This window comes from Streptomyces sp. NPDC043746, from assembly GCF_056436485.1.
Genome location: NZ_JBWKCM010000004.1, coordinates 317,739 through 337,996, shown reverse-complemented (window position 1 = coordinate 337,996; position 20,258 = coordinate 317,739). Strand labels below are relative to the sequence as shown.

21 protein-coding genes are annotated in these 20,258 nt (G+C 72.8%); 13 read left to right on the top strand and 8 right to left on the bottom strand.

All coding sequences use genetic code 11. The features are described 5' to 3' along the window. Window positions 1–43 precede the first annotated feature (43 nt). Window positions 44–1,525: a xylulokinase gene (gene xylB / locus AC0682_RS07160; RefSeq protein ID WP_478531412.1), complete on the bottom strand. Its 1,482-nt coding sequence runs from the start codon at window positions 1,523–1,525 to the stop codon at window positions 44–46. A 243-nt stretch (window positions 1,526–1,768) separates the two neighbouring features. Here xylB and xylA point away from each other — a divergent pair, with 243 nt between their 5' ends. Continuing rightward, window positions 1,769–2,935 carry a xylose isomerase gene (xylA, locus tag AC0682_RS07155; RefSeq protein ID WP_478531411.1) on the top strand — a complete coding sequence of 389 codons (1,167 nt, stop codon included), beginning with the start codon at window positions 1,769–1,771 and terminating at the stop codon, window positions 2,933–2,935. Window positions 2,936–3,169: 234 nt separating this feature from the next. On the opposite strand, the gene AC0682_RS07150 is transcribed toward xylA, so the two are convergent. The 4 genes from AC0682_RS07150 to AC0682_RS07135 all read right to left on the bottom strand — a co-directional run bounded on the left by AC0682_RS07150 (window position 3,170) and on the right by AC0682_RS07135 (window position 6,392). Continuing rightward, window positions 3,170–4,417 carry an ROK family protein gene (locus tag AC0682_RS07150; RefSeq protein WP_478531409.1) on the bottom strand — a complete coding sequence of 416 codons (1,248 nt, stop codon included), beginning with the start codon at window positions 4,415–4,417 and terminating at the stop codon, window positions 3,170–3,172. 98 nt (window positions 4,418–4,515) lie between these two features. Then, window positions 4,516–5,133: a DUF305 domain-containing protein gene (locus tag AC0682_RS07145; RefSeq protein WP_478531486.1), complete on the bottom strand. Its 618-nt coding sequence runs from the start codon at window positions 5,131–5,133 to the stop codon at window positions 4,516–4,518. 35 nt (window positions 5,134–5,168) lie between these two features. Continuing rightward, window positions 5,169–5,819, bottom strand: a complete 651-nt coding sequence (locus AC0682_RS07140; RefSeq protein WP_254811338.1) for a DUF3105 domain-containing protein — start codon at window positions 5,817–5,819, stop codon at window positions 5,169–5,171. 138 nt (window positions 5,820–5,957) lie between these two features. Beyond that, window positions 5,958–6,392, bottom strand: coding sequence for a hypothetical protein (locus AC0682_RS07135; RefSeq protein ID WP_478531407.1), 435 nt, complete (start codon window positions 6,390–6,392; stop codon window positions 5,958–5,960). Between the two features lie 179 nt (window positions 6,393–6,571). Here AC0682_RS07135 and AC0682_RS07130 point away from each other — a divergent pair, with 179 nt between their 5' ends. The 8 genes from AC0682_RS07130 to AC0682_RS07095 all read left to right on the top strand — a co-directional run bounded on the left by AC0682_RS07130 (window position 6,572) and on the right by AC0682_RS07095 (window position 15,657). Next, window positions 6,572–8,305 carry an FUSC family protein gene (locus tag AC0682_RS07130; RefSeq protein WP_478531405.1) on the top strand — a complete coding sequence of 578 codons (1,734 nt, stop codon included), beginning with the start codon at window positions 6,572–6,574 and terminating at the stop codon, window positions 8,303–8,305. Next, window positions 8,302–8,808: a MarR family winged helix-turn-helix transcriptional regulator gene (locus AC0682_RS07125; protein WP_478531403.1), complete on the top strand. Its 507-nt coding sequence runs from the start codon at window positions 8,302–8,304 to the stop codon at window positions 8,806–8,808. Before AC0682_RS07130 ends, AC0682_RS07125 begins: the two co-directional genes overlap by 4 nt. Before the next feature lie 606 nt (window positions 8,809–9,414). Beyond that, window positions 9,415–11,064, top strand: coding sequence for a sensor histidine kinase (locus tag AC0682_RS07120; RefSeq protein WP_478531401.1), 1,650 nt, complete (start codon window positions 9,415–9,417; stop codon window positions 11,062–11,064). Continuing rightward, window positions 11,061–11,468 (top strand): roadblock/LC7 domain-containing protein, encoded by a 408-nt coding sequence (locus AC0682_RS07115; protein ID WP_018491940.1) that lies wholly within the window; start codon window positions 11,061–11,063, stop codon window positions 11,466–11,468. The genes AC0682_RS07120 and AC0682_RS07115 overlap by 4 nt, the downstream gene beginning before the upstream one ends. Next, window positions 11,465–11,836 (top strand): DUF742 domain-containing protein, encoded by a 372-nt coding sequence (locus tag AC0682_RS07110; protein ID WP_084751934.1) that lies wholly within the window; start codon window positions 11,465–11,467, stop codon window positions 11,834–11,836. The genes AC0682_RS07115 and AC0682_RS07110 overlap by 4 nt, the downstream gene beginning before the upstream one ends. Beyond that, on the top strand, window positions 11,817–12,431 hold the full coding sequence (locus AC0682_RS07105) for a GTP-binding protein (protein ID WP_003964952.1): 615 nt from the start codon (window positions 11,817–11,819) through the stop codon (window positions 12,429–12,431). Before AC0682_RS07110 ends, AC0682_RS07105 begins: the two co-directional genes overlap by 20 nt. Before the next feature lie 199 nt (window positions 12,432–12,630). Then, window positions 12,631–14,202, top strand: a complete 1,572-nt coding sequence (locus AC0682_RS07100; RefSeq protein WP_478531398.1) for a cytochrome P450 — start codon at window positions 12,631–12,633, stop codon at window positions 14,200–14,202. Between the two features lie 108 nt (window positions 14,203–14,310). Next, the gene (locus AC0682_RS07095) at window positions 14,311–15,657 is read left to right on the top strand and encodes a 6-phospho-beta-glucosidase (RefSeq protein WP_478531397.1); all 1,347 of its coding nucleotides are present in this window, start codon (window positions 14,311–14,313) and stop codon (window positions 15,655–15,657) included. A gap of 9 nt (window positions 15,658–15,666) precedes the next feature. On the opposite strand, the gene AC0682_RS07090 is transcribed toward AC0682_RS07095, so the two are convergent. Both AC0682_RS07090 and AC0682_RS07085 read right to left on the bottom strand, forming a co-directional pair. Next, window positions 15,667–16,092 (bottom strand): hypothetical protein, encoded by a 426-nt coding sequence (locus AC0682_RS07090; protein ID WP_478531396.1) that lies wholly within the window; start codon window positions 16,090–16,092, stop codon window positions 15,667–15,669. Beyond that, window positions 16,086–16,547 (bottom strand): ATP-binding protein, encoded by a 462-nt coding sequence (locus AC0682_RS07085; RefSeq protein ID WP_478531395.1) that lies wholly within the window; start codon window positions 16,545–16,547, stop codon window positions 16,086–16,088. The genes AC0682_RS07090 and AC0682_RS07085 overlap by 7 nt, the downstream gene beginning before the upstream one ends. Before the next feature lie 209 nt (window positions 16,548–16,756). Here AC0682_RS07085 and AC0682_RS07080 point away from each other — a divergent pair, with 209 nt between their 5' ends. Genes AC0682_RS07080 through AC0682_RS07070 form a run of 3 tightly spaced genes read left to right on the top strand, consistent with a single transcriptional unit; the run spans window position 16,757 to window position 18,708 of the window. Next, window positions 16,757–17,617, top strand: coding sequence for a helix-turn-helix domain-containing protein (locus tag AC0682_RS07080; RefSeq protein WP_478531394.1), 861 nt, complete (start codon window positions 16,757–16,759; stop codon window positions 17,615–17,617). Then, window positions 17,617–17,853, top strand: coding sequence for a DUF397 domain-containing protein (locus tag AC0682_RS07075; protein ID WP_254811336.1), 237 nt, complete (start codon window positions 17,617–17,619; stop codon window positions 17,851–17,853). Before AC0682_RS07080 ends, AC0682_RS07075 begins: the two co-directional genes overlap by 1 nt. 45 nt (window positions 17,854–17,898) lie before the next feature. Next, window positions 17,899–18,708 carry an SAM-dependent methyltransferase gene (locus AC0682_RS07070; RefSeq protein WP_478531393.1) on the top strand — a complete coding sequence of 270 codons (810 nt, stop codon included), beginning with the start codon at window positions 17,899–17,901 and terminating at the stop codon, window positions 18,706–18,708. Window positions 18,709–18,720: 12 nt separating this feature from the next. On the opposite strand, the gene AC0682_RS07065 is transcribed toward AC0682_RS07070, so the two are convergent. Next, a complete protein-coding gene (locus AC0682_RS07065; RefSeq protein ID WP_478531392.1) occupies window positions 18,721–19,152 on the bottom strand; it encodes a cupin domain-containing protein in 432 nt (143 codons plus the stop codon). Between the two features lie 166 nt (window positions 19,153–19,318). On the opposite strand from AC0682_RS07065, the gene AC0682_RS07060 reads away from it, so the two are divergent. Continuing rightward, window positions 19,319–20,254: a GlxA family transcriptional regulator gene (locus tag AC0682_RS07060; RefSeq protein ID WP_478531485.1), complete on the top strand. Its 936-nt coding sequence runs from the start codon at window positions 19,319–19,321 to the stop codon at window positions 20,252–20,254. The last annotated feature ends 4 nt before the right edge of the window (window positions 20,255–20,258 follow it).

The window sequence follows — 20,258 nt, the reverse complement described above, 5'->3', positions numbered from 1 at the left end:
CGGTCGTCGTCGGGGCCGCCGACGGCCAAACCCTGCTTGTCCGTCAGCCGCCGAGCAGCGGCTCCGCGGCCCGGTCCAGCACCGAGGTGACCCGCTGCCAGGTCGCCGAATCCCGCTCCTGGGCGTCGAGTCGACGACCCGTCTCACCGGCCCCCCAGGCCGTCGCCAGCGCCACCGGGTCCCCGCCGCCCGAGGCCGACGCGGCGAGCGCCGCAGCTCCCAGGGCGACCAGTTCGCCGCGGGCCGGGATGACGAGCGGACGGCCGGAGAGCCGACGCACCGTCTCCACCCAGGCCCGCCCCTGCGCCCCTCCGCCGATCAGCCGCAGCGGCCGGGCGGCCACCTCGGGGGCGTCGGGGTCGAGACCGCAGGCCCGCAACAGCGTGTCCAGCGCCCGCAGTACGGTGACGGCCGCTCCCTCGTAGGCGGCGCCCAGCAGTTGCTGCGGGGTGGTGTCGTGGCGCAGCCCGGTGAGCAGCCCGGCGGCGGTCGGCAGGTCCGGAGTGCGTTCGCCGTCGAGATAGGGGAGCAGGACGGCTTCGCCCCCGGGGGCGGTGTCCTCGCGGTGCAGGCCGAGCAGGGCGGCGACCTTGTCCACGGCGAGCGTGCAGTTGAGGGTGCAGGCCAGCGGGAGATACGTACCGTCGGCGGCGGCGAACCCGGAGAGCGCCGGGTCGGTGGAGCGCGTACGGGAGGCGGCGAAGACCACGCCCGACGTGCCGAGCGAGAGGACCGGGTGGTCCAGCAGCCCGTCGCCGCCGAGCCCCAGCCCCACGGCCGCGCTCATGTTGTCGCCCGTCCCCGCCGCGACCGCGATCCCCGCCGGCAGCCCCAGCGCCTCGGCCGCCGTGCCGGTGAGCGAGCCGATCCGGGTCGCCCCGGTGGGTGCGACCTGGGGGAGGAGGGCCGGGTCCAGGCCGACGAGGTCCAGCAGCCCGGGGTCGTACGCGCCGGTGGCGGTGGCGTACCAGCCGGTGCCGGAGGCGTCCCCGGGGTCGGTCGCGGCCACGCCCGCGAGCCGCTCGGTGAGGAAGTCGTGCGGCAGCCGGACGCCCGCGGCCGCCTTCGCCGCCTCCGGGTCGTGCTCGCACAGCCAGCGCCACTTGGAGGCGGTGATGGAGGCGACCGGCACGGACCCGGTCCGCTCGGTCCAGGCCTCGGGGCCGCCCAGCGCGTCGGTGAGCGCGGCGGCCTGCGGGGCGGAGCGGGTGTCGTTCCAGAGGAGCGCGGGCCGCAGCGGACGGCCCGAGCGGTCCAGCACGACGAGCCCGTGCTGCTGACCGGCCACCGCGATCCCGGTGACCGAACGGGCGGGCAGGCCCGCGTACTTCAGGCCCGCCGCCACCGCGTCGCCCAGTGCCCGCCACCACACCTCCGGGTCGCTCTCCCGGGCCCCGGACTCCCCGGTGACGGTGTGCGGGGCCCGGGCCACCGCGAGCTGCTCGCCGGTCACGGCGTCGATCACGGCGGCCTTGGTGGACTGGGTGGAGCTGTCCACGCCGATGACGACGGTACGTGACGACATGGGCGGCCTCTTTCGCGTGGCGGGGGCGACTCCACGGGCATGGGGTCGTGGAGTTCATTCGACTGTATCGCGAACAAATTACGTGATCGCAGCCCTCGGGAACAGGTCGCGGGGGAACTCGCCGCAGCAGCAGGGGTTCCGCTGGCAGGGAACCCCGTGCATGATTAATCATGACAGTGAACAAATAGGGGTGGCGGGCATGCGGGCCCGGCCCCGACAGCAGGCGAAGGCGGTCGGACGACGATGACGGAACGCTTCACCCCCACCCCCGAGGACAAGTTCAGCTTCGGTCTGTGGACCGTGGGCTGGCAGGGCCGGGACCCCTTCGGCGACGCCACCCGCGCGGCCATCGACCCCGCCGAGTCCGTCCGGCGCCTCGCCGAACTGGGCGCCTGGGGCGTGACCTTCCACGACGACGACCTGATCCCCTTCGGCTCGACGGAGACCGAGCGCGAGGCGATCGTCAAGCGGTTCCGGCAGGCGGTCGACGCGAGCGGCCTGGTCGTGCCCATGGTGACGACGAACCTCTTCACCCACCCCGTCTTCAAGGACGGCGCGTTCACCGCCAACGACCGGGAGGTGCGCCGGTACGCGCTCCGCAAGACGCTGCGCAACATCGACCTCGCCGTCGAACTCGGCGCCACCACCTTCGTCGCCTGGGGCGGCCGCGAGGGCGCGGAGTCCGGCGCCGCCAAGGACGTACGCCTGGCCCTGCACCGGATGAAGGAGGCCTTCGACCTGCTGGGGGAGTACGTCACCGAGCAGGGGTACGACCTCCGCTTCGCCATCGAGCCCAAGCCGAACGAGCCGCGCGGCGACATCCTGCTCCCCACCATCGGCCATGCCCTCGCCTTCATCGAGCGGCTGGAGCGCCCCGAGCTGGTCGGGGTCAACCCCGAGACCGGGCACGAGCAGATGGCCGGGCTCAACTTCCCGCACGGCATCGCCCAGGCCATGTGGGCGGGCAAGCTGTTCCACATCGACCTCAACGGCCAGTCCGGCATCAAGTACGACCAGGACCTCCGCTTCGGCGCGGGCGACCTGCGCCAGGCGTTCTGGCTCGTCGACCTGCTGGAGAGCGGCTACGAGGGCCCGCGCCACTTCGACTTCAAGCCCCCGCGCACCGAGGACTACGACGGCGTCTGGGCCTCGGCCGCCGGGTGCATGCGCAACTACCTGATCCTCAAGGAGCGCGCGGCGGCCTTCCGCGCCGACCCCGAGGTACGGGCCGCGCTGCGCGCCTCCCGCCTGGACCAGCTGGCGCGCCCGACCGCGGGGGACGGTCTGGCGGCGCTGCTCGCCGACCGCACGGCGTACGAGGAGTTCGACGTGGACGCGGCGGCGGAACGCGGAATGGCCTTCGAGGTGCTGGACCAGCTGGCCATGGACCACTTGCTGGGCGTGCGCTGAGGGTACGGGGGCGGGCCCAGCCCTCGCGGGGGCTCCGGGCCGGTCGGGAGGGGGCCGGGCTCGTCGGGCCCTTCCCGACGGTGTCCGGCCCGCGGACCGCACGGGCCCGCGGAAGGGCGCCGGGGGGCCCGCGGGAAGGGCACCAGGCCCGCCGTCAAGGTGCGCCGGGCCCTTCATGGAAGGCGCCGCGCCCTCGGGGGAAAGGCGCCGGGCCGCACTTCCGTACGCCCCGCCTCACACCCCGTAAGGCTCCGCGTACGCCACCGGGTCCTCCAGCACGTCCTGCACCACCAGCGCCGCAGCCCCCCGCGCCGCGTCGCCCGCCACCGACGACGCGCGGAGCCGGCCGCTGCCAGGGGACCAGAGCCCCGACACCACCCGGCCGGTCAGCTCCTCGTCGGCGGGCGGCGAGAGCCACGGCATCAGGCCACGGTAGATCCCGCCGAGCACCACCGCGTCCGGGTCGACCAGGTTCACCGCCCCCGACACCACCCGGCCCAGCATCCGGCCCGCCTCCGTCAGCGCCGCCACCGCCGGTCCGTCCCCGGCCCGCGCGCGCCGCTCCAGCTCCACCACCCCGGCACCGCCCCCGGACCCGTCGACCCCGGCCGCCCGCAGGAGCGCCGTCTGTCCGGCGTACTGCTCCAGGCAGCCCCGGGACCCGCACCGGCACTCCGGCCCGTCCGGGTCCACCACGACATGGCCGATCTCCCCGGCGAACCCGTGCGCGCCCCGCAGCAGTTCGCCGCCGAGCACCAGCGCTCCGCCGACCCCGATCTCGCCGGTCAGATAGAGGAAGCTCCGTGCGCCACCGAGCCCGCCGAACCACAGCTCGGCCAGGGCCGCGAGGTTGGCCTCGTTCTCCGAGGCGACCGGCAGCACCGGGTGGCCCGGCCGCAGAGCGGTGAGCGCCTCGGCGAACAGCTCCTGCGCCGGGACCTCGTTCCAGCCGAGGTTGGGGGCCTGCCGCACCGCGCCGCCGGAGACCAGCCCGGGCAGCGCCAGCGTGGCGCCCACCGGGCGCAGGTCCTGCTCGCGCGCCGAGTCCAGGGTCCGCGCGGCGATCCGGGCCGCGCGGGCGAGGACCTGCTCGGCGGGTGCGCCCCGGTTGTCGAGGTGCTCGGTCTGGCGGACCCGGCCGGTGCCCGCGAGGTCGACGACGCAGACCGACACGTAATCGATGTTGATCTCCACACCGAGCCCGGCGGGGCCGGTGCGGGCCACCTTGAGCGCGGTACCGGGGCGCCCGGCCTGGCCGCTGAACGTCTTGCCCGACTCGGTGAGGAAGCCGCTCTCCATCAGCTGCTCGACCAGCGAGGAGACCGCGGCCCGCGTCAGCCCGACCCGGGCGGAGACCTGGGCGCGGGTCGCCTCCCCGCTCTCGCCCTCGTCCCGGACGGCGCGCAGTACCAGGCTCAGATTGTGCCGTCGCACGGTGTCCTTGTCGGCCTTGGGCCCCAGCGGAGTGAGGATGCTCTTCATATCGTCGCCGAGCCTATGTGATGCCGATGCGGCCGACGGCACCACGGGCGGCCCCCTTCCCACGGAACGTCCCGCGGGGAAGGCGGCCGCCCACCGGCTCACGGCTGGGCGCCGCGCGCCTTCAGCATGCTCGCCATCAGCCCGATCTCGGACTCCTGACCGTTGACCATGCCCTTCGCCAGATTGCGGATGACGTCGGTGCCGGCCTTCTCGGCCCCGGCGCGTGCCATGTCCACCCCGGCCTGGTGGTGGACGGTCATCAGCCGGAGGAACAGCACCTCGGCCGCCGTGCCCTCAGCCGCCTTGAGCTCCTTCAGCTCGGCGGTCGTGGCCATGCCCGGCATCAGTGAACCGTCGCCGGTCGGCTTCATGGTGTGGCCCATCCACGTCATCGGCGGCTCCGGCGAACTCTTGGGCAGGCCCCACTGCTCCAGCCAGCCCAGCATCATGCCGCGCTGGTTGGCCTGGGTGTTGATGATGTCGTACGCCAGGCGCCGCACGTCCTCGTCCTCGGTGCGGTCGCGCACGATGAACGACATCTCCACCGCCTGCTGATGGTGGATCGCCATGTCCCGGGCGAACCCCGCGTCCGCCGACCCCTCCGCCGGAGCGGACTGCGCCGTCCCCGCGGACGGGGACGCCGACGACGGGCGCCCGACCATCAGCGCCACCAGCCCCACCGCCAGCACCAGCACGACGGCACCCGCGAGCACCATCCGCCGGGTCGAGGAGAACGAGTCGGCCACGGGGGTCACCTGTCGAGCCCGCCCGTGCAGGCAGCACCCGGCTCAGGGGTCTGCGGGCCCTGGACGTACTTGGTGAAGAACTGGTTGACGCGCGCGTCCGACGCGCTGTCCACCGTCACCTGCTTGCCCCACGCGCTGAGCATCAGCGGGTCCTTCTGGTCCTTGACCGGGCTCATCAGGGAGTACGGAGTCGACTTGACCTTCTCCGTCAGCGCCTTGACGTCCGCCTCCGACGCCTTGTCGTTGTACGTCACCCAGACCGCGCCGTGCTCCAGCGAGTGCACGGCGTTCTCCTTCGGTATCTCCTCGGTGTAGACGTCCGCGTTGCAGTTCATCCAGACCTGGCTGTGGTCACCGCCGACCGGCGGGGTCATCGGGTAGTCGACCTTCGTCTCCACGTGGCCCTGCTTCAGGTCCTTCCACGTGCGCTCACCGGTGACGGGCGAGTTCCGGGCCTGCTCCTCCTTCTTGTCCTTCTCGTTCGCCTGGTGGACCAGGTAGCCGCCCCCGGCGACCAGCGCCAGCACGACGGCGACGGACGCGCCGATGGTGATGAGGCGGCCCCGCCGCTCACGGGCCCGCTCCTTGCGGCGGGCCTCCTCGAGCTTGGCGCGGCGGGCGGCGGCGGGGGAGTTCGGGTTCTTGGCGGAAGCCATGGGAGATCCTCGTCGTTCAGCGGATGCGGCGGATGCATCCGGGTCGATACAGGGAGGGGAGGGGAAACAGGGCATACGGGCAGCCGCTCCCACCACTCCGGCACGGGGGGCGCGGAGGGGGGAGGAGCGGACCCGGCTCTAGATCCGTTGAACCTGCAGACGCAGCTGATCGACGGAGTGGACACCGTCGTGGGAGGGCCCCCGGACGGCGGCCGCCCCGGTCAGCGGGGCGGTGGGCACGACGGCCACGGGGGAGGGGGGCGCGAGGGGTGCGGTCGCCACCGGCAGCACCACGGCCGCCGAGTGGGTCGAGCCGCCGTGGCACGAGGTTCCCAGCCCCCGGTCGACGGGGACGGCCATGGCGACCGGCTCGATGTGCAGACCGGTCACCGGCGTCAGCGTCCGTACGGAGGACGGGACCGCGGCCTCCGCCGCCACCGGAACGGCGGCGGCGGCCGGGGAGGTGACCGAGCAGCAGAAGAGCAGGGAGAGCAGGGCGAAGACCCAGACCGGCGAGGCGGGCACGCGGGAGCGCCGCCTCTGCCGGTCGGTCCGCGTGCTCACCCTGGTCATGGCCCGTCATCGTAGTAGTCGTATGAAGATTCAAAGAATATGGGGCACCGGTGACGCGGAACAGTGTGCGTCAGGATCTGTGCGGTCGAACAGAGCCGCCGGGGCCGGTCCCCGGACCGGGAGGGAGCAGCATCCGGCAGAATGTCGTTTACAGGTGTAATACCTGTTAACGTATATGGGTGAGTGATGCATCCATCTCGGCCCGGAGGTCCCGGCCCCGCGGCCTTCCCCTCGTCGCCCCGCTCCGGCTCGCCCGCCCGGCGGACACCTGGTTCAAACCCGCGCTGAGCGTGGTGGCCGCCTCCGCCGTACCGCAGCTGACGCTGCTCGCCCTCGGCCGACTCGACCTCGTCGTCTACACGATGGCCGGTTCTCTCTGCGCGCTGTACGGGCACGGCCTGCCGTACGCCCGACGGGCCGGGACCCTGGCCCGCCTCGTGCTCGCCATGACCGCCGGGCTCGGGACCGCGCTGGTCACCGCCTCGCTCACCCATTCCACCGGCGTGCTCGTCGCGGTCGGCGCGCTGCTCGCCTCCGTCCAGAAGGCGGGGTGCGACGCGACCCGCATCGGCCCGCCCGGCCACGTCATCCTCACCTTCGTCAGCTCCGCCGCCCTGTTCGCCCCGCAGCGCCTCGGCCAGGTCCCGGCGCATCTGGCCCTGACCCTGGCGGCGGGAGCGGTGGCCTGGCTGGTCTGTGTCGGGCCCGCTCTGATCCGCCGTGAGGGGCCCGAGCGACGGGCCGTCGCCCGTGCCCTGGCGGCCGCCGCCGACCGCGTGGCCGACCCCGGGCCCCGTACGCACCGGGCCGCGGCCGCCGCCGTGCACGCGGCCTGGCAGTGCCTGCTCGCCTCCGGCCGCCCCACCCCCGTACGACGCTCCCTGGAACGGCTGGTGGCGCACGCGGAGGCGGCCGTCACCCCGCCGGCCACGGACCCGGAAGCGGAGGCGGACAGGCTGCGGGACCTGGCGGCCCTGACCCGGGCGCGCGGACCCGTCCCCCTGCCGCCTCCGCCGGGGTCCGAGGCGGAGTACGCCACCGCCACCGAGCTGTGCGGCATCGAGGCCGAGCGGGCCGCCCTGCGGGACCCCGGCCGCCGCCGTGCCGCCCGCCGGACCCTGCTGCGGAGCCTCGGCCCGGGATCGCCGCTGCTCCCCGTCGCCGTCCGCACCCTCACCGGCTGCGCGCTCGCCGGCTACCTCTGCGCGGCCCTCGGCGTCGGCCGCCCCTACTGGGCGATCGTCACCGCCGCCTCCCTCTACCAGGCCAACATCACCCTCACCTGGAACCGGACCCTCCAGCGCACCCTGGGCAACCTCCTGGGCGTCCTGGTCTTCGCCGCCGTCCTGCCGCTCTCCCGCACCACCCCGCTCGCGCTCGTCCTGTGCTGCCTCTTCTTCGGCTTCGCCGCCGAGGCCCTGATCACCCGGAACTACTGGCTCGGCTCCGTCGCCGTCACCCCGATGGCCCTCCTGGTCCTGGAGTTCGGCGCGCCGCACCCGGCCGGTGAGCTGATCGGCGACCGGGTCCTGGACACCGTCCTCGGCGCGCTCGCCGGGTTCCTCGCGGCGGCGCTCGTCACCAACCGGAGGGCGGCGGGCCGCGTCGAGCGCGCACTTCACGCCACCGCGAAGGCCCGCACGGAGGCGGAACGGGCGGCCGGGCAGCCCCCTGCCGAGCGGGCCCGGGCGCGCCGCGCGCTGACCGCGAGCCTCGTCGAACTGCGCGAGGCCGCCGACACCGCGGCGGGGGAGTGGTGGCAGCGCGCCCTGCCCGAGCAGGAGGTTCTCGCGGCCGAGCAGGCCGGACACCGTACGCTCACCGCGACAGCACAACGGCTGGGTCCGGCCGCCCGCGCCCCGAAGGCGCGGCGCGGTGCAGCGGTCCCTGCCCCTGCGAACGGAGCGGAGTGACCGACGACATCGTTGCCTCGGTGGTACGGCAGTGGCAGGCCGTCAACCCCGGGCTGGACACCGGCCCGATGGAGCTGATCGGCCGGATCAACCGCTGCGCCGCGCTGCTCCAGCAGGCGGAGGACGCCCCGCTGCGCTCCGCCGGGCTGACCCGCGCCGAGTTCGACCTCCTCGGCGCCGTACGCCGTACCGACCGGGAGCTGACCCCGGGCGAGCTGGCCCGGGAGACCTTCTCCTCCGGAGCCGCCGTCACCAAGCGGCTGCGGGCCCTCCAGGAACGGGGTCTGGTGGACCGCCGCGGTGACGAGCGCGACCGCCGGGTCGCCCACGTCCGCCTCACCGACGAGGGGTGTGCCCTGGTGGACCGGCTGCTGCCCGAACAGCTCGCGTACGAACGGGCGGTGCTCTCGGGGCTCGACGAGCGGAGCCGGGCCGAACTCGGCTCCCGGCTCAGCGAACTGCTGGTGCAGCTGGAGGGGCGGCTGGGCGGATCGCGGCGCTGACCCCGGGGTTCCGGGCGCGTACGGTACCGCCTCCTCCCGGTCCGCCCGACGGTCACTCCGGGTATCGCTCCCGGGGCCACCGAGGGGCGGCCCGGCCGCCGTGGCCCCCGCCGCGGCACCGTACGCCCGGGGTGCTCGACGGGTCCCGGGGAGCGGCGACCGTATACGCGTCAGCACGGCGTTTTCTCCGTTCACCCGGGGAGTGATCGGGAATCTGTTCCTTTCGATCCGGTTCGATCGTCTGTACCTCTGTCCCACTCTGCGAGACAAATCTGCTCCTCTGTCGGTGATTTGATCGACTATCAGTCGATTCAGCCCCCTGGCTTGTCCCGCCTGTCGGGACCCGCGGGCTCGATGGCCGGCCCCTTCCGACCGTCGTCACTCCCCGCGCACGCCCCACAGCGGTGCGTGCGAAAACTGGCGAGTGTATTCCTCTTCGCGTGCTCCCGCAGGGGGTTGGGCGAATATGCCGATCCCCTGTTCTGATCTGGCTAAGCTCACGCGCAGTGAAGTCGAGTTGATGCGAATTCGAGCACTTGTTCATGAGTCTCCGCTCACGTGCGTATACATCCCGGTACACCCGGAATCAACCGCCAGAGGGTTTAGATGGTCCGTGTTGAATCACCGCCGACCGACAGAGAAGTCCCCGTCGTCCGCGTAGTCCTGCCCCCCGTGGTCCTGCTGGCCGCGGCCACCGTCGCCGGGGCGGCCCTGGTGGTCCCGGCCGCGCGGATACCAGTCGCCGTGTGCGGCGCGATCACCACGCTCGTGGTCGCCGTGCTCACCGTGGCGCTGCACCGCCGCAAGCGGGCCATGGCCGCCCAGCGCGCGGAGTACGAACAGCGCATCGCCTACTTGGAACACCGCATCCTCAGCCATGACTCCGAGACCGTCCGGCTCACCAAGGAAGTCATGCCCGCCGCCATCCGGCGGCTGCGGGTGGGCAATTCGCCCGAGGAGGTCATGCGCGACATCGTCGACGCGGATGCGGCCAACCGCCATCTGCCCAAGGCGCTGCGCGAGCAGGTCTACCAGGTCCTCGAAGTCATCGACAACGAGGAGGCCCGGCGCGACTCCGCCCAGCGCGCCTTCGTCAGCGTCGCCCGCCGCGTCCAGGCGATCGTGCACCGCCAGGCCAGCGAGCTGCGGGAGATGGAGGACCACTACGGGCGCAACCCCGAGGTCTTCGACGACCTGCTGCGCATCGACCACGGCACCGCGCTGATCGGTCGGCTCGCCGACTCCATCGCCGTGCTCGGCGGGGCCCGGCCCAGCCGCCAGTGGCCCAAGCCCGTACCGCTGTTCAGCGTCCTGCGCGGCGCGATGTCCCGCATCCTGGAGTACCAGCGCGTCGATCTGCACTCGATCGCCAAGGTCGCCATCGTCGGCACCTCGGTCGAGCCGCTCATCCACGCCTGCGCCGAACTCCTCGACAACGCGACCCGCTACTCGCCGCCGCAGACCCGGGTGCACGTCACCGCGGTCGAGGTGCAGACCGGCATCGCCATCGAGATCGAGGACGGCGGCGTCAGCCTCAGCGAGGAGGCCCGCGCCCGGGCAGAGAACATGCTCGCCCAGGCCCAGGCCGGCATCAACATGAACGACCTCGGAGAGTCCCCGCGGCTCGGCATGGCCGTCGTCGGCCGCCTCTCGCGGATGTACCAGCTCCAGGTCTCGCTGCGCCAGTCGGCGTACGGCGGGGTCCGCGCGGTCCTCATCGTGCCGCGCGACATGATCACCACCGGCCCGGCCCCGGGCATCGCCCACGGCATCGGCGCCACCTCGCGGCCCACCAGCTCGCTGGACATGTCACAGCTCCAGCACGTGGTGCCGCCCCCCGGCAAGCGCAAGCCCAAGCCCGCGGCCACCGGCCCGGTGCCCTCCGTGGTCGCACCGGCTCCCACGGGTGCCCCCGCCACCGCGCCACGTCCGGCCGCGCCCGTCCCGGCCATGGAGGACGACGTCCCGGTGGTCACCGAGTGGACCGAGAACGGGCTGCCGCAGCGCCGCAGCCGGGGCCGCGCCCCGCTCGGCTCGCACAACCTGCCGCAGCAGCCCCCGCCGCCCGCCGCCCCCGCCGACGGGGGGCTGCCGCACCGGGGCGGGCACCCGGGCGCCGGACCCGGCGGGCCGGGCGGCGAGAGGCCCCCCGGCCTCTGGCTGGAGGCCTTCACCAAGGCCGTCAACGGCGTACCGCAGGAACCGAAGCACGGCGAAGACTCCGATGACGCGTGGGACAAGGGAGACCTGAAGTGATCCAGCAGCGGGGAAACATGGACTGGATGCTCAAGGAGCTGGCCGACGACGTGCCGAGCATCCATCAGATCGTGGTGCTCTCCTCGGACGGGCTGCGCATCGCCATGCACGGCGGCGACCCGGACGTCGCCGACCGGCTGGCAGCCGCCTGCGCCGGACTGCAGAGCCTGGCCGCCGCGGTGGCCACCGAGATCCCCTACAGCGACGGCATGATGAAGCTCGTGGTCATCGAGGTCACGGGTGGCTTCTTCTACCTGATGGCGGCCGGGACCGGCGCCTATCTCGCGGTGCTGGCGGGAGAGACGGTGGACGCCGGGCTGGTCGGCGCCAGGATGCGGGACATGGTCGTGCGGATCGGTGCCCACCTGACCAGTCCGCCCCGCCACGGCGGGCAGTCCGGATGAGCGGACCCCGACGAGAACGCCGCAAGACCGATCCGGCGCTCATCGACCCGGAACGGCTGTACGTGATCACCGGTGATCTCGACGACAGTGAGCGGGCCGCACTCGACCTGGTCACGATGGTCGTCGCGCAGGCCGAGCCCTCGCCGACGTTCCAGCCGGAGCAGGCGGCGATCCTGCGGCTCTGTCAGGCGCCCTTATCGGTCGCCGAGATCTCCGCCTACCTCAGCCTGCCGTTCAGCGTGGTCACCTCGCTCCTGAGCGATCTCCTCGCGACCGAACTCATCGAGTCGCGTGCGCCGATCGTCCGCGCCACACTCCCCGACAGGTCCCTTCTCGAAGCGGTGATGCATGGACTTCAGAAGCTCTGACACGATCACCGGACCCCGCAGCGAGGACGTCCTCCCCACCACGGCCACCGCCGCGGTGAAGGTCGTGATCGTCGGCGGGTTCGGGGTCGGCAAGACGACCATGGTCGGCTCGGTCAGCGAGATCCGGCCCCTGACGACCGAAGAGACCATGACCCAGGCCGGTGTCGGCGTGGACGACAACGCCGGGGTGGAGACGAAGACCGCCACCACCGTCGCCATGGACTTCGGCCGGATCAGCCTCAGCGAGGAGCTGATCCTCTACCTGTTCGGCACCCCCGGCCAGGAGCGCTTCTGGTTCCTGTGGAACGGCCTCTTCGAAGGCGCCCTCGGCGCCGTCGTCCTCATCGACACCCGGCGGCTGGAGGTCAGCTTCGACGTCATCGGCCGGCTGGAGGAGCGCGGGGTGCCGTTCGTGGTGGCAGTCAACACCTTCCCCGACGCACCGCACCATCCGGTCGAGGCCCTGCGCAGAGCGCTCGACCTGCCGGACGAGGTCCCGATGATCGACTGCGACGCCCGGCTGCGGGCCTCCAGCCGCGATGTGCTGATGACCCTGATGCGCTATCTGCACAGCCTGGCGGTCCCGCTGGCCTGACGGCCGGAGCCGACTTTCCCCCGGGCCGTCGGCCTTCCGGCCCTCCGGCCCTCGCCCGACGTCCACGACCCACCGGCCTCGGGACGGTTCCCGGCCGTTCCGACGCCGGGGCGCGCGCCGTTCCCCCGACGCGCGCCCCCGTACCCCTTCTCGTACACCCCCCGTTCGATGCCCGGCCGTCCTGATCCCTGGAGCCACCGTGACAACCCCCTTCCACCACGAACCCGGCGCCGTCCCGCCGCCCCAGTGCCCGGCGCACAACCTCGGCATCGGCCCCGGCGGCCTGCGCCGGCTGTACGGCCCCGAGGCGGAGAGCGACCCCGCCGGCCTCTACGACAAGCTCCGTGCCGAACACGGCACGGTCGCCCCGGTCCTGCTCCACGGCGACGTACCCGCCTGGCTCGTCCTCGGCCACAGCGAGAATCTCCACCTCACCCGCACCCCCTCCCAGTTCTCCCGGGACTCCCGCCGCTGGCGGGCCCTCCAGGACGGCACCGTCGCCCCGGACCACCCGCTCGCCCCGATCTTCACCTGGCAGCCCGTCTGCGTCTTCGCCGACGGAGCCACGCACGAGCGGCAGCGCGGAGCCGTCACCGACAGCATGGAGCGCATCGACACGCGGGGCGTCCGCCGCCACATCAACCGCTTCAGCAACCGCCTGGTCAACGACTTCTGCGAGAAGGGCAGCGCCGACCTGGTCGGGCAGTTCGCGGAGCATCTGCCGATGATGGTGATGTGCGCGATCTTCGGCATGCCCGAGGAGTACGACGAGCGTCTCGTCCAGGCCGCCCGTGACATGACCCGCGGCACCGAGACCGCCATCGCCAGCAACGCCCATGTCGTCGCCGTGCTCACCCGCCTCGTGGAGCGCCGCCGCGCCGAACCGGCCCACGACTTCGCCTCCTGGCTCGTCGAACACCCGGCGACGATGACCGACATCGAGGTCGTCGAGCACCTGCGCCTCATCCTCATCGCCGCGTACGAGTCCACCGCCAACCTCATCGCCAACGTGCTGCGCATGGTCCTCACCGACCCGCGCTTCCGTGCCCGGCTCAGCGGCGGCCACATGACCGTGCCCGAGGCGGTGGAGCAGACCCTGTGGGACGAGCCGCCGTTCACCGCCGTCTTCGGCCGCTGGGCGGTCGGGGACACCGAACTGGGCGGCCAGCAGATCAAGGCGGGCGACGCGCTGCTCGTCGGGATCGCCCCCGCCAACACCGACCCGACGGTCCGCCCCGACCTCACCGCCGACATGGGCGGCAACCGGGCCCACCTCGCCTTCAGCGGCGGCCCGCACGAGTGCCCCGGCCAGGACATCGGCCGAGCCATCGCGGACGTCGGCGTCGACGCGCTCCTGATGCGGCTGCCCGACCTCCAGCTCGGTCTCGACGAGAGCGAGCTGCGCTGGGTGGGCAACATCATGTCCCGCCACCTGGTCGAGCTGCCGGTGAAGTTCGCCCCCAGCCCGCAGCAGAAGCTGGACGCCGACCCCCTCTCGGTGATGACCCGCCCGGCCCGTCCCGCGGGGGACTGGGAGATCTCCTCCCCGGCCCGCCCCGTCCCCGAGCCCGCGCACTCCCTCGCCGGGACGCAGCCCGCCCACGCCCCGGGCGCGGCGCCGCTGCCCCGGCCCGCCGCACCGCCCGCGGAGGGACCGGCTCCGGCGGACGGTCAGCCGGCACCGGGCACCGCCGTGGTCCCGAGCCAGCGCCGCCCCGCCGCGCCCGCCCGGCTCTGGCAGGCCGTCACCCGCTGGTGGAAGGGCTACTGACCGGGCCGCAAGAGCCCCGGGCCCGTGAAGGGCGGCCCCGGAACCCGCGGCGAGGGATCCGGGGCCGTTCCGCCGTACGTGGGGGCCGCCCCCGTACCATCGAGCAGCGTGAAGCTGACAATTCTTGGCGGTGGCGGATTCCGGGTGCCTCTCGTGTACGGGGCACTGCTCGGCGATCACGCGGAGGGCCGGGTCTCCCGGGTCACCCTGTACGACACCGACGCCGACCGGCTCACCGCCGTCGCCCGTGTCCTGGCCGAACAGGCGCGGGGCATCCCGGACGCGCCCGCCGTCGTCGCCACCACCGAGCTGGACGAGGCGCTGCGCGGCGCCGACTTCGTCTTCTCCGCGATCCGGGTGGGCGGCCTCGCCGGACGGGCCGCCGACGAACGCGTCGCCCTGGACCTCGGCGTCCTCGGCCAGGAGACGGTCGGCGCCGGAGGCATCGCGTACGGACTGCGCACCGTCCCCGTCGCCGTCGAGCTGGCCCGGCGCATCGCCCGGCTCGCCCCGCACGCCTGGACCATCAACTTCACCAACCCGGCCGGGCTGGTCACCGAGGCCATGTCCCGCCACCTCGGTGACCGGGTCATCGGCATCTGCGACTCGCCGGTCGGGCTCGGGCGGCGTATCGCCCGCACCCTGGGCGCCGACCCGGACCGGGCCTGGATCGACTACGCGGGCCTCAACCACCTGGGCTGGGTGCGGGGTTGCTACGTCGACGGACGGGACGAACTGCCCCGGCTCCTGGGCGACCCGGCGCTGCTCTCCTCCTTCGAGGAGGGCCGCCTCTTCGGCGCCGACCTGCTCGCCTCGCTCGGCGCGATCCCCAACGAGTACCTGCACTACTACTACTTCAACCGTGAGGCCGTCCGCGCCTACCAGGAGGCCGAGCAGACCCGGGGTGCCTTCCTCCGCGAGCAGCAGGAGGGGTTCTACGCCCGGATGCGGCAGCCCGGCACCCCCGCCCTGTCCACCTGGGACCTCACCCGCGCCGAGCGCGAGGCCACCTACATGGCGGAGAACCGGGACGTCGCCGGGGCGGGGGAGCGCGCGGAGAGCGACCTTGAATCGGGCGGCTACGAGCAGGTGGCCCTCGCCCTGATGCGAGCCGTCGCCCGCAACGAACGCACCTCGCTCATCCTCAACGTCCGCAATCGTACGACCCTGGCGGCCCTGGACACCGAGGCCGTCGTGGAGGTGCCCTGCCTGGTCGACGCCAACGGCGCCCACCCGGTGGCCGTCTCGCCGCTCCCGTACGACGCGGTCGGCCTCGTCACCGCGGTGAAGGCCGTGGAACGTACGGTGCTTCAGGCGGCGGAGAGCCGGTCGCGGGCGGCGGCGGTGCGGGCCTTCGCGCTCCACCCGCTGGTCGACTCCGTAGCGGTGGCCCGGAAGCTGGTGGACGGCTATATCCAGGCACACCCGCAACTCGCCTACCTCGAGAGGCCGTAGAGGGCAGGCTCAAGGGGCCGGTACGGCGCTCCTGGCCCAGGTCGGCGCCACCCCGGCGACCTGGCACACCATCAGGAAGAGCGGGATGGGCGGGGTGTAGGGGGTGAGGCTGTCCGGCGAGTGGATCAGCCGGGGGCGCACGGAGGGAACGTCGGCGCCCCGTGCGTACACCACCTGCTCGGGCCAGTCGAGGTCCAGGTCCGAGCCGGCGGGGACGATCCACCACCAGCGGTCCGCGTCGGCGAACACGCAGCCGGTGCGCGGGAGATGCGACATCAGGCGGAAGCCGTACCGGGCCGGCACGCCGACCGCGTCGCATCCCAGAGTGGCGGACATCGAGGGCGGCAGCGACAGCTGCACCCGGCTCCCGCGGGGCGTCTCGGAGGGGTGCGGGCGGTGCGATGCGCGCAGTCTGGACAGTGCGTTCCTCAGCATGGCCGCTCCGCGCCGCTGAGCGGGAGTTCCGCCCACACGATCCGGCCGGAGTCGTCACCGGCGTCGTGGGAACCCCACGAGCTGCTCATCGTGTCGACCAGCAGCAGACCGCGCCCGTGCTCGTCGTCGGAGCAGCGGCGCAGCCGGGGGCCGCCCGGCTGGTGGCCCTGGTCCTGCACGGCTATGCGCAGCCGTCTGCCCAGACAGCGCAGCTCGCAGACCACACGGGTGCTCGCGGTGTGCACGACCGCGTTGGTGACCAGCTCGGACACGATGAGCACGGCCGCGTCGTAGACCTCGCCGCCCAGCTTCCAGCTCTCCAGCCGAGCCCGGGTCAGCTGCCGGGCGCCGGCCACCGACTCCGGGCGCGCGGGCAGCGCGAAGCAGTACCGGAGCGCTTCCGTCCCGGGGGTGAGATCCATGAGCCGGGGGATGAGCGCACTGCCAGGTGCCACGACCGATTCCTCACAGTGGGGGCTGCGTCACGCTTCGTTCCCCGGGGTGCGAGAGGAGCGGTCATGACTGAGCGAACTGGTTCGGTGACCAACTCTCCCCCTGTCGAGGACACTTGGCAAGGGGCACTCTGAAATTTTCAGAGTGACTGTGTCGTTGGGGGCGCACGCGTGGCACACTGCTCGCAAAACAGCGCATGGGGAGGTCTGAAGTGAGCGAACCACGGTCCGCCCCGACCGTGGGTCAGGTCGTGCTCGGCAAGCGCCTGCAGGATCTGCGGGAGCGCGTCGGCCTGACCCGTGACCAGGCGGCGAAGGTGCTCAGGGTCGCTCCCGCGACGATACGCCGGATGGAGACGGCGGAGGTCGGTCTCAAGATCCCCTACGTCCAGCTGCTGCTGAAGGCGTACGGCGTCGCCGACGACGAGGCCGAGGCCTTCGTCGAACTGGCCGAGGAGGCCAACAAGCCCGGCTGGTGGCAGAGGTTCCACGATGTGCTGCCCGACTGGTTCAGCATGTACGTCAGCCTGGAGGGTGCCGCGAGCCTCCTGCGCATGTACGAACCGCACTTCGTGCCCGGCCTGCTCCAGACCGAGGACTACGCCCGCTCCGTGATGCGTACCGGGGCTGTCGGCCAGACCCGGCCGGAGGACATCGAGCGCCATGTGGCCCTGCGCATGGAGCGTCAGTCCCTGCTCAGCAAGGGCGACGCCCCGCGGCTGTGGGTGATCATGGACGAGACGGTCCTGCGGCGGCCGGTGGGCGGGGTGCAGGTGATGCGCGCCCAGATCGACAAGCTGCTCGAATCCACCGAGCTGCCCCATGTCACCGTGCAGATAGCGGAGTTCGCGAGCGGCCACCACCCGGGCACCTACGGCCCGTTCGTCCTCTTCCGCTTCGCCGTTCCCGAACTTCCCGACATGGTCTTCAGCGAGTACCTCACCGGAGCGGTCTACTTCGACGCCCGCCCCGAGGTCGCCTCGTATCTGGAGGTCATGGACCGGATGGCGGCCCAGGCCGCAACTGCACTACGCACGAAGGAAATCCTCCGGGACTTCCGCAAGGAGCTGTGATGAACCACATATACAACGGCATGCCGGCCGCCGACCTCGGCTCCGAAGGCTGGTACAAGCCCTGGAGCGGCGGCAACGGGGGCAACTGCATCGAGGCCATGAAGCTCGCCGACGGGCGGGTGGCGGTGCGCCAGTCCGCCGATCCGGACGGCCCCGCGCTCATCTACTCCCACGGTGAGATCGCCGCGTTCATCCAGGGTGCGAAGGCCGGCCAGGCCGACTTCCTTCTCACCTGACGCGCCACCACCCATCCTGTTCGACCCCTACCCATGGAGTGCGCCATGACCGGGCAAGAGCCCCTGGCCATCGAGATCGACACGAGCAAGCCGCATCCCGCCCGGATGTACGACTGGTTCCTCGGCGGCAAGGACAACTACCCGGTCGACGAGCAGATGGCGCGGCAGCTGCTGAAGCTGGACGCCCGGGGCCGGGACATGGCCCGGGTCAACCGGGCGTTCATGCACCGCGCCACCCGCTGGCTCGCGGAGCAGGGTGTACGCCAGTTCCTGGACATCGGCACCGGCATACCCACCGAGCCGAACCTCCACCAGATCGCCCAGCGGACCGCCCCCGACGCCCGGATCGTCTACTGCGACAACGACCCGATCGTCCTGGCCCACGCGGCGGCCCTGCTGCGCTCCACCCCTCAGGGTGCCACCGAGTACATCCAGGCCGACGCCCGCAAACCGGAGACGATCCTGGCCGAGGCCGGCAAGGTGCTGGACTTCGGAGAGCCGATCGCGCTCTCCCTGCTGGCCCTGCTGCACTTCATCGACGACGAGGACGGCGCGGCCGAGCTGGTCGGCAAGCTGGTCGACCAGCTCCCCTCCGGCAGCTACCTGGTCCTCTCGCACACCACCGGCGACTTCAACCCCGAGGGTGCGGCCCAGGCCCGGGCCCTGTACAAGGAGCGCGGGATGACCCTGCGCCCCCGCTCGCGCGCCGAACTGACCGCCTTCTTCGACGGCCTCGAACTGGTCGAGCCCGGCGTCTCGCTCTCCGCCGACTGGCATCCGGAGCTGGGCGAGACCATCGACGTCCCGGGCGACGAGCCGATCCCCGGTTACGCGGGAGTCGCCCGCAAGCCCTGAGCCCCCACCGTCTCACCGGGTGAGCGCATGGCCCGTCGTCGCGTCCACATGGTCCGGTACGGGGTCGTGGGCGGTGCCCACCGTCGACGTACCGGAGGGCTCGAAGAGCAGCAGCGAGGCACCGTCCGCCGAACGCGGCCGGTGCCAGACGCCACGCTCCACGACGAAGACCGCGCCCCGGCGGAGCGTCACCGTCCGCTCGCCCCGGGCAGTGGGCCCGTCGCGCAGGTCGATGTCCAGCGCCCCGTCCACCACCAGGAAGAACTCGTCCGTGTTCTCGTGCACATGCCAGACGTGCTCGCCGTGGACCTTGGCGACGCGGACGTCGTAGTCGTTGACACGGGTCAGGATGCGCGGACTCCACAGCGCGTCGAAGGAGCCCAGGGCATCGGTGAGCAGGATCGGTTCCGTGGTGGCGGTTCGCGCCAGGTCGTCTGTGGTCATGAGCCCATGGTGGGCGGTGGACCGCAGCACCCGTGAGTGCTACGAATCGCACATGGCGAAAGAATCCTCGCACCGGGCCGCGCACCGAACGACCGACCGGACCACCGACCGAACGGCGCACCGGACGACCGACCGGACCGCGCGCCGGGCCCCTCACCGGGTCGTCATGATCGTCTCGGCCGGGTCGAACCCCTTCGAGATGGGCGTGGCGACCGAACTCTTCGGCCTGCGCCGCCCCGAGCTGCCCGTCGGCTGGTACGACTTCACCCTCTGCTCGCCCACCCCCGCGGTCCGGATGCACGCAGGCTTTTTCCAACTCTCCGACGTACCCGGCCTCGACGCCGTGGACCGCGCGGACACGCTCATCGTCCCCAACCGGCCCGACCCGCTGGAGGAGGCCGGTCCGGAGGTCCTGGCGGCGGTCGGGCGTGCCGCCGCCCGGGGCGCCCGGCTGGTCAGCTTCTGCACCGGCACGTTCACGCTGGCCGCCGCGGGCGTCCTGGACGGCCGGCGCGCCACCACGCACTGGCGCTGGGCGGCGGAGTTCACCGCCCGGTACCCGCGGGTCGACCTGCGGCCGGACGTCCTCTTCGTCGACGACGGGCAGATCATCACCGCGGCGGGCAGCGCCGCCGCCCTGGACACCGCCCTCCATATCGTCCGCTCCGACCACGGCGCCGAGATCGCGGCGGCCGTCAGCCGGAGGCTGGTCCACCCGGCGCACCGGGACGGCGGCCAGCGCCAGTTCATCGAACACCCGCTGCCCGGGACCGCCGACGCCTCGCTCGCCCCGCTCCTCGCCTGGGCAACCGAGCACCTGACCGACGGGCTGGACGTGCCCGCGCTGGCCGCCCGCGCGGCCGTCAGCCCGGCCACCCTCCACCGCCGCTTCCGGGCCCAGCTCTCCACCACCCCGCTGGCCTGGCTGACCGAGCAGCGGATCACCCTGGCCTGCCGCCTCATGGAGCGCGGCGAGGACCGCCTCGACGTGGTCGCCCGCACCAGCGGCCTGGGCACGGCGACCAACCTGCGCACCCAGCTCCGCCGCCGCACGGGGCTGACGCCCACGGAGTACCGGCGCCGGTTCGCGGCGGGGCGGTGACAGC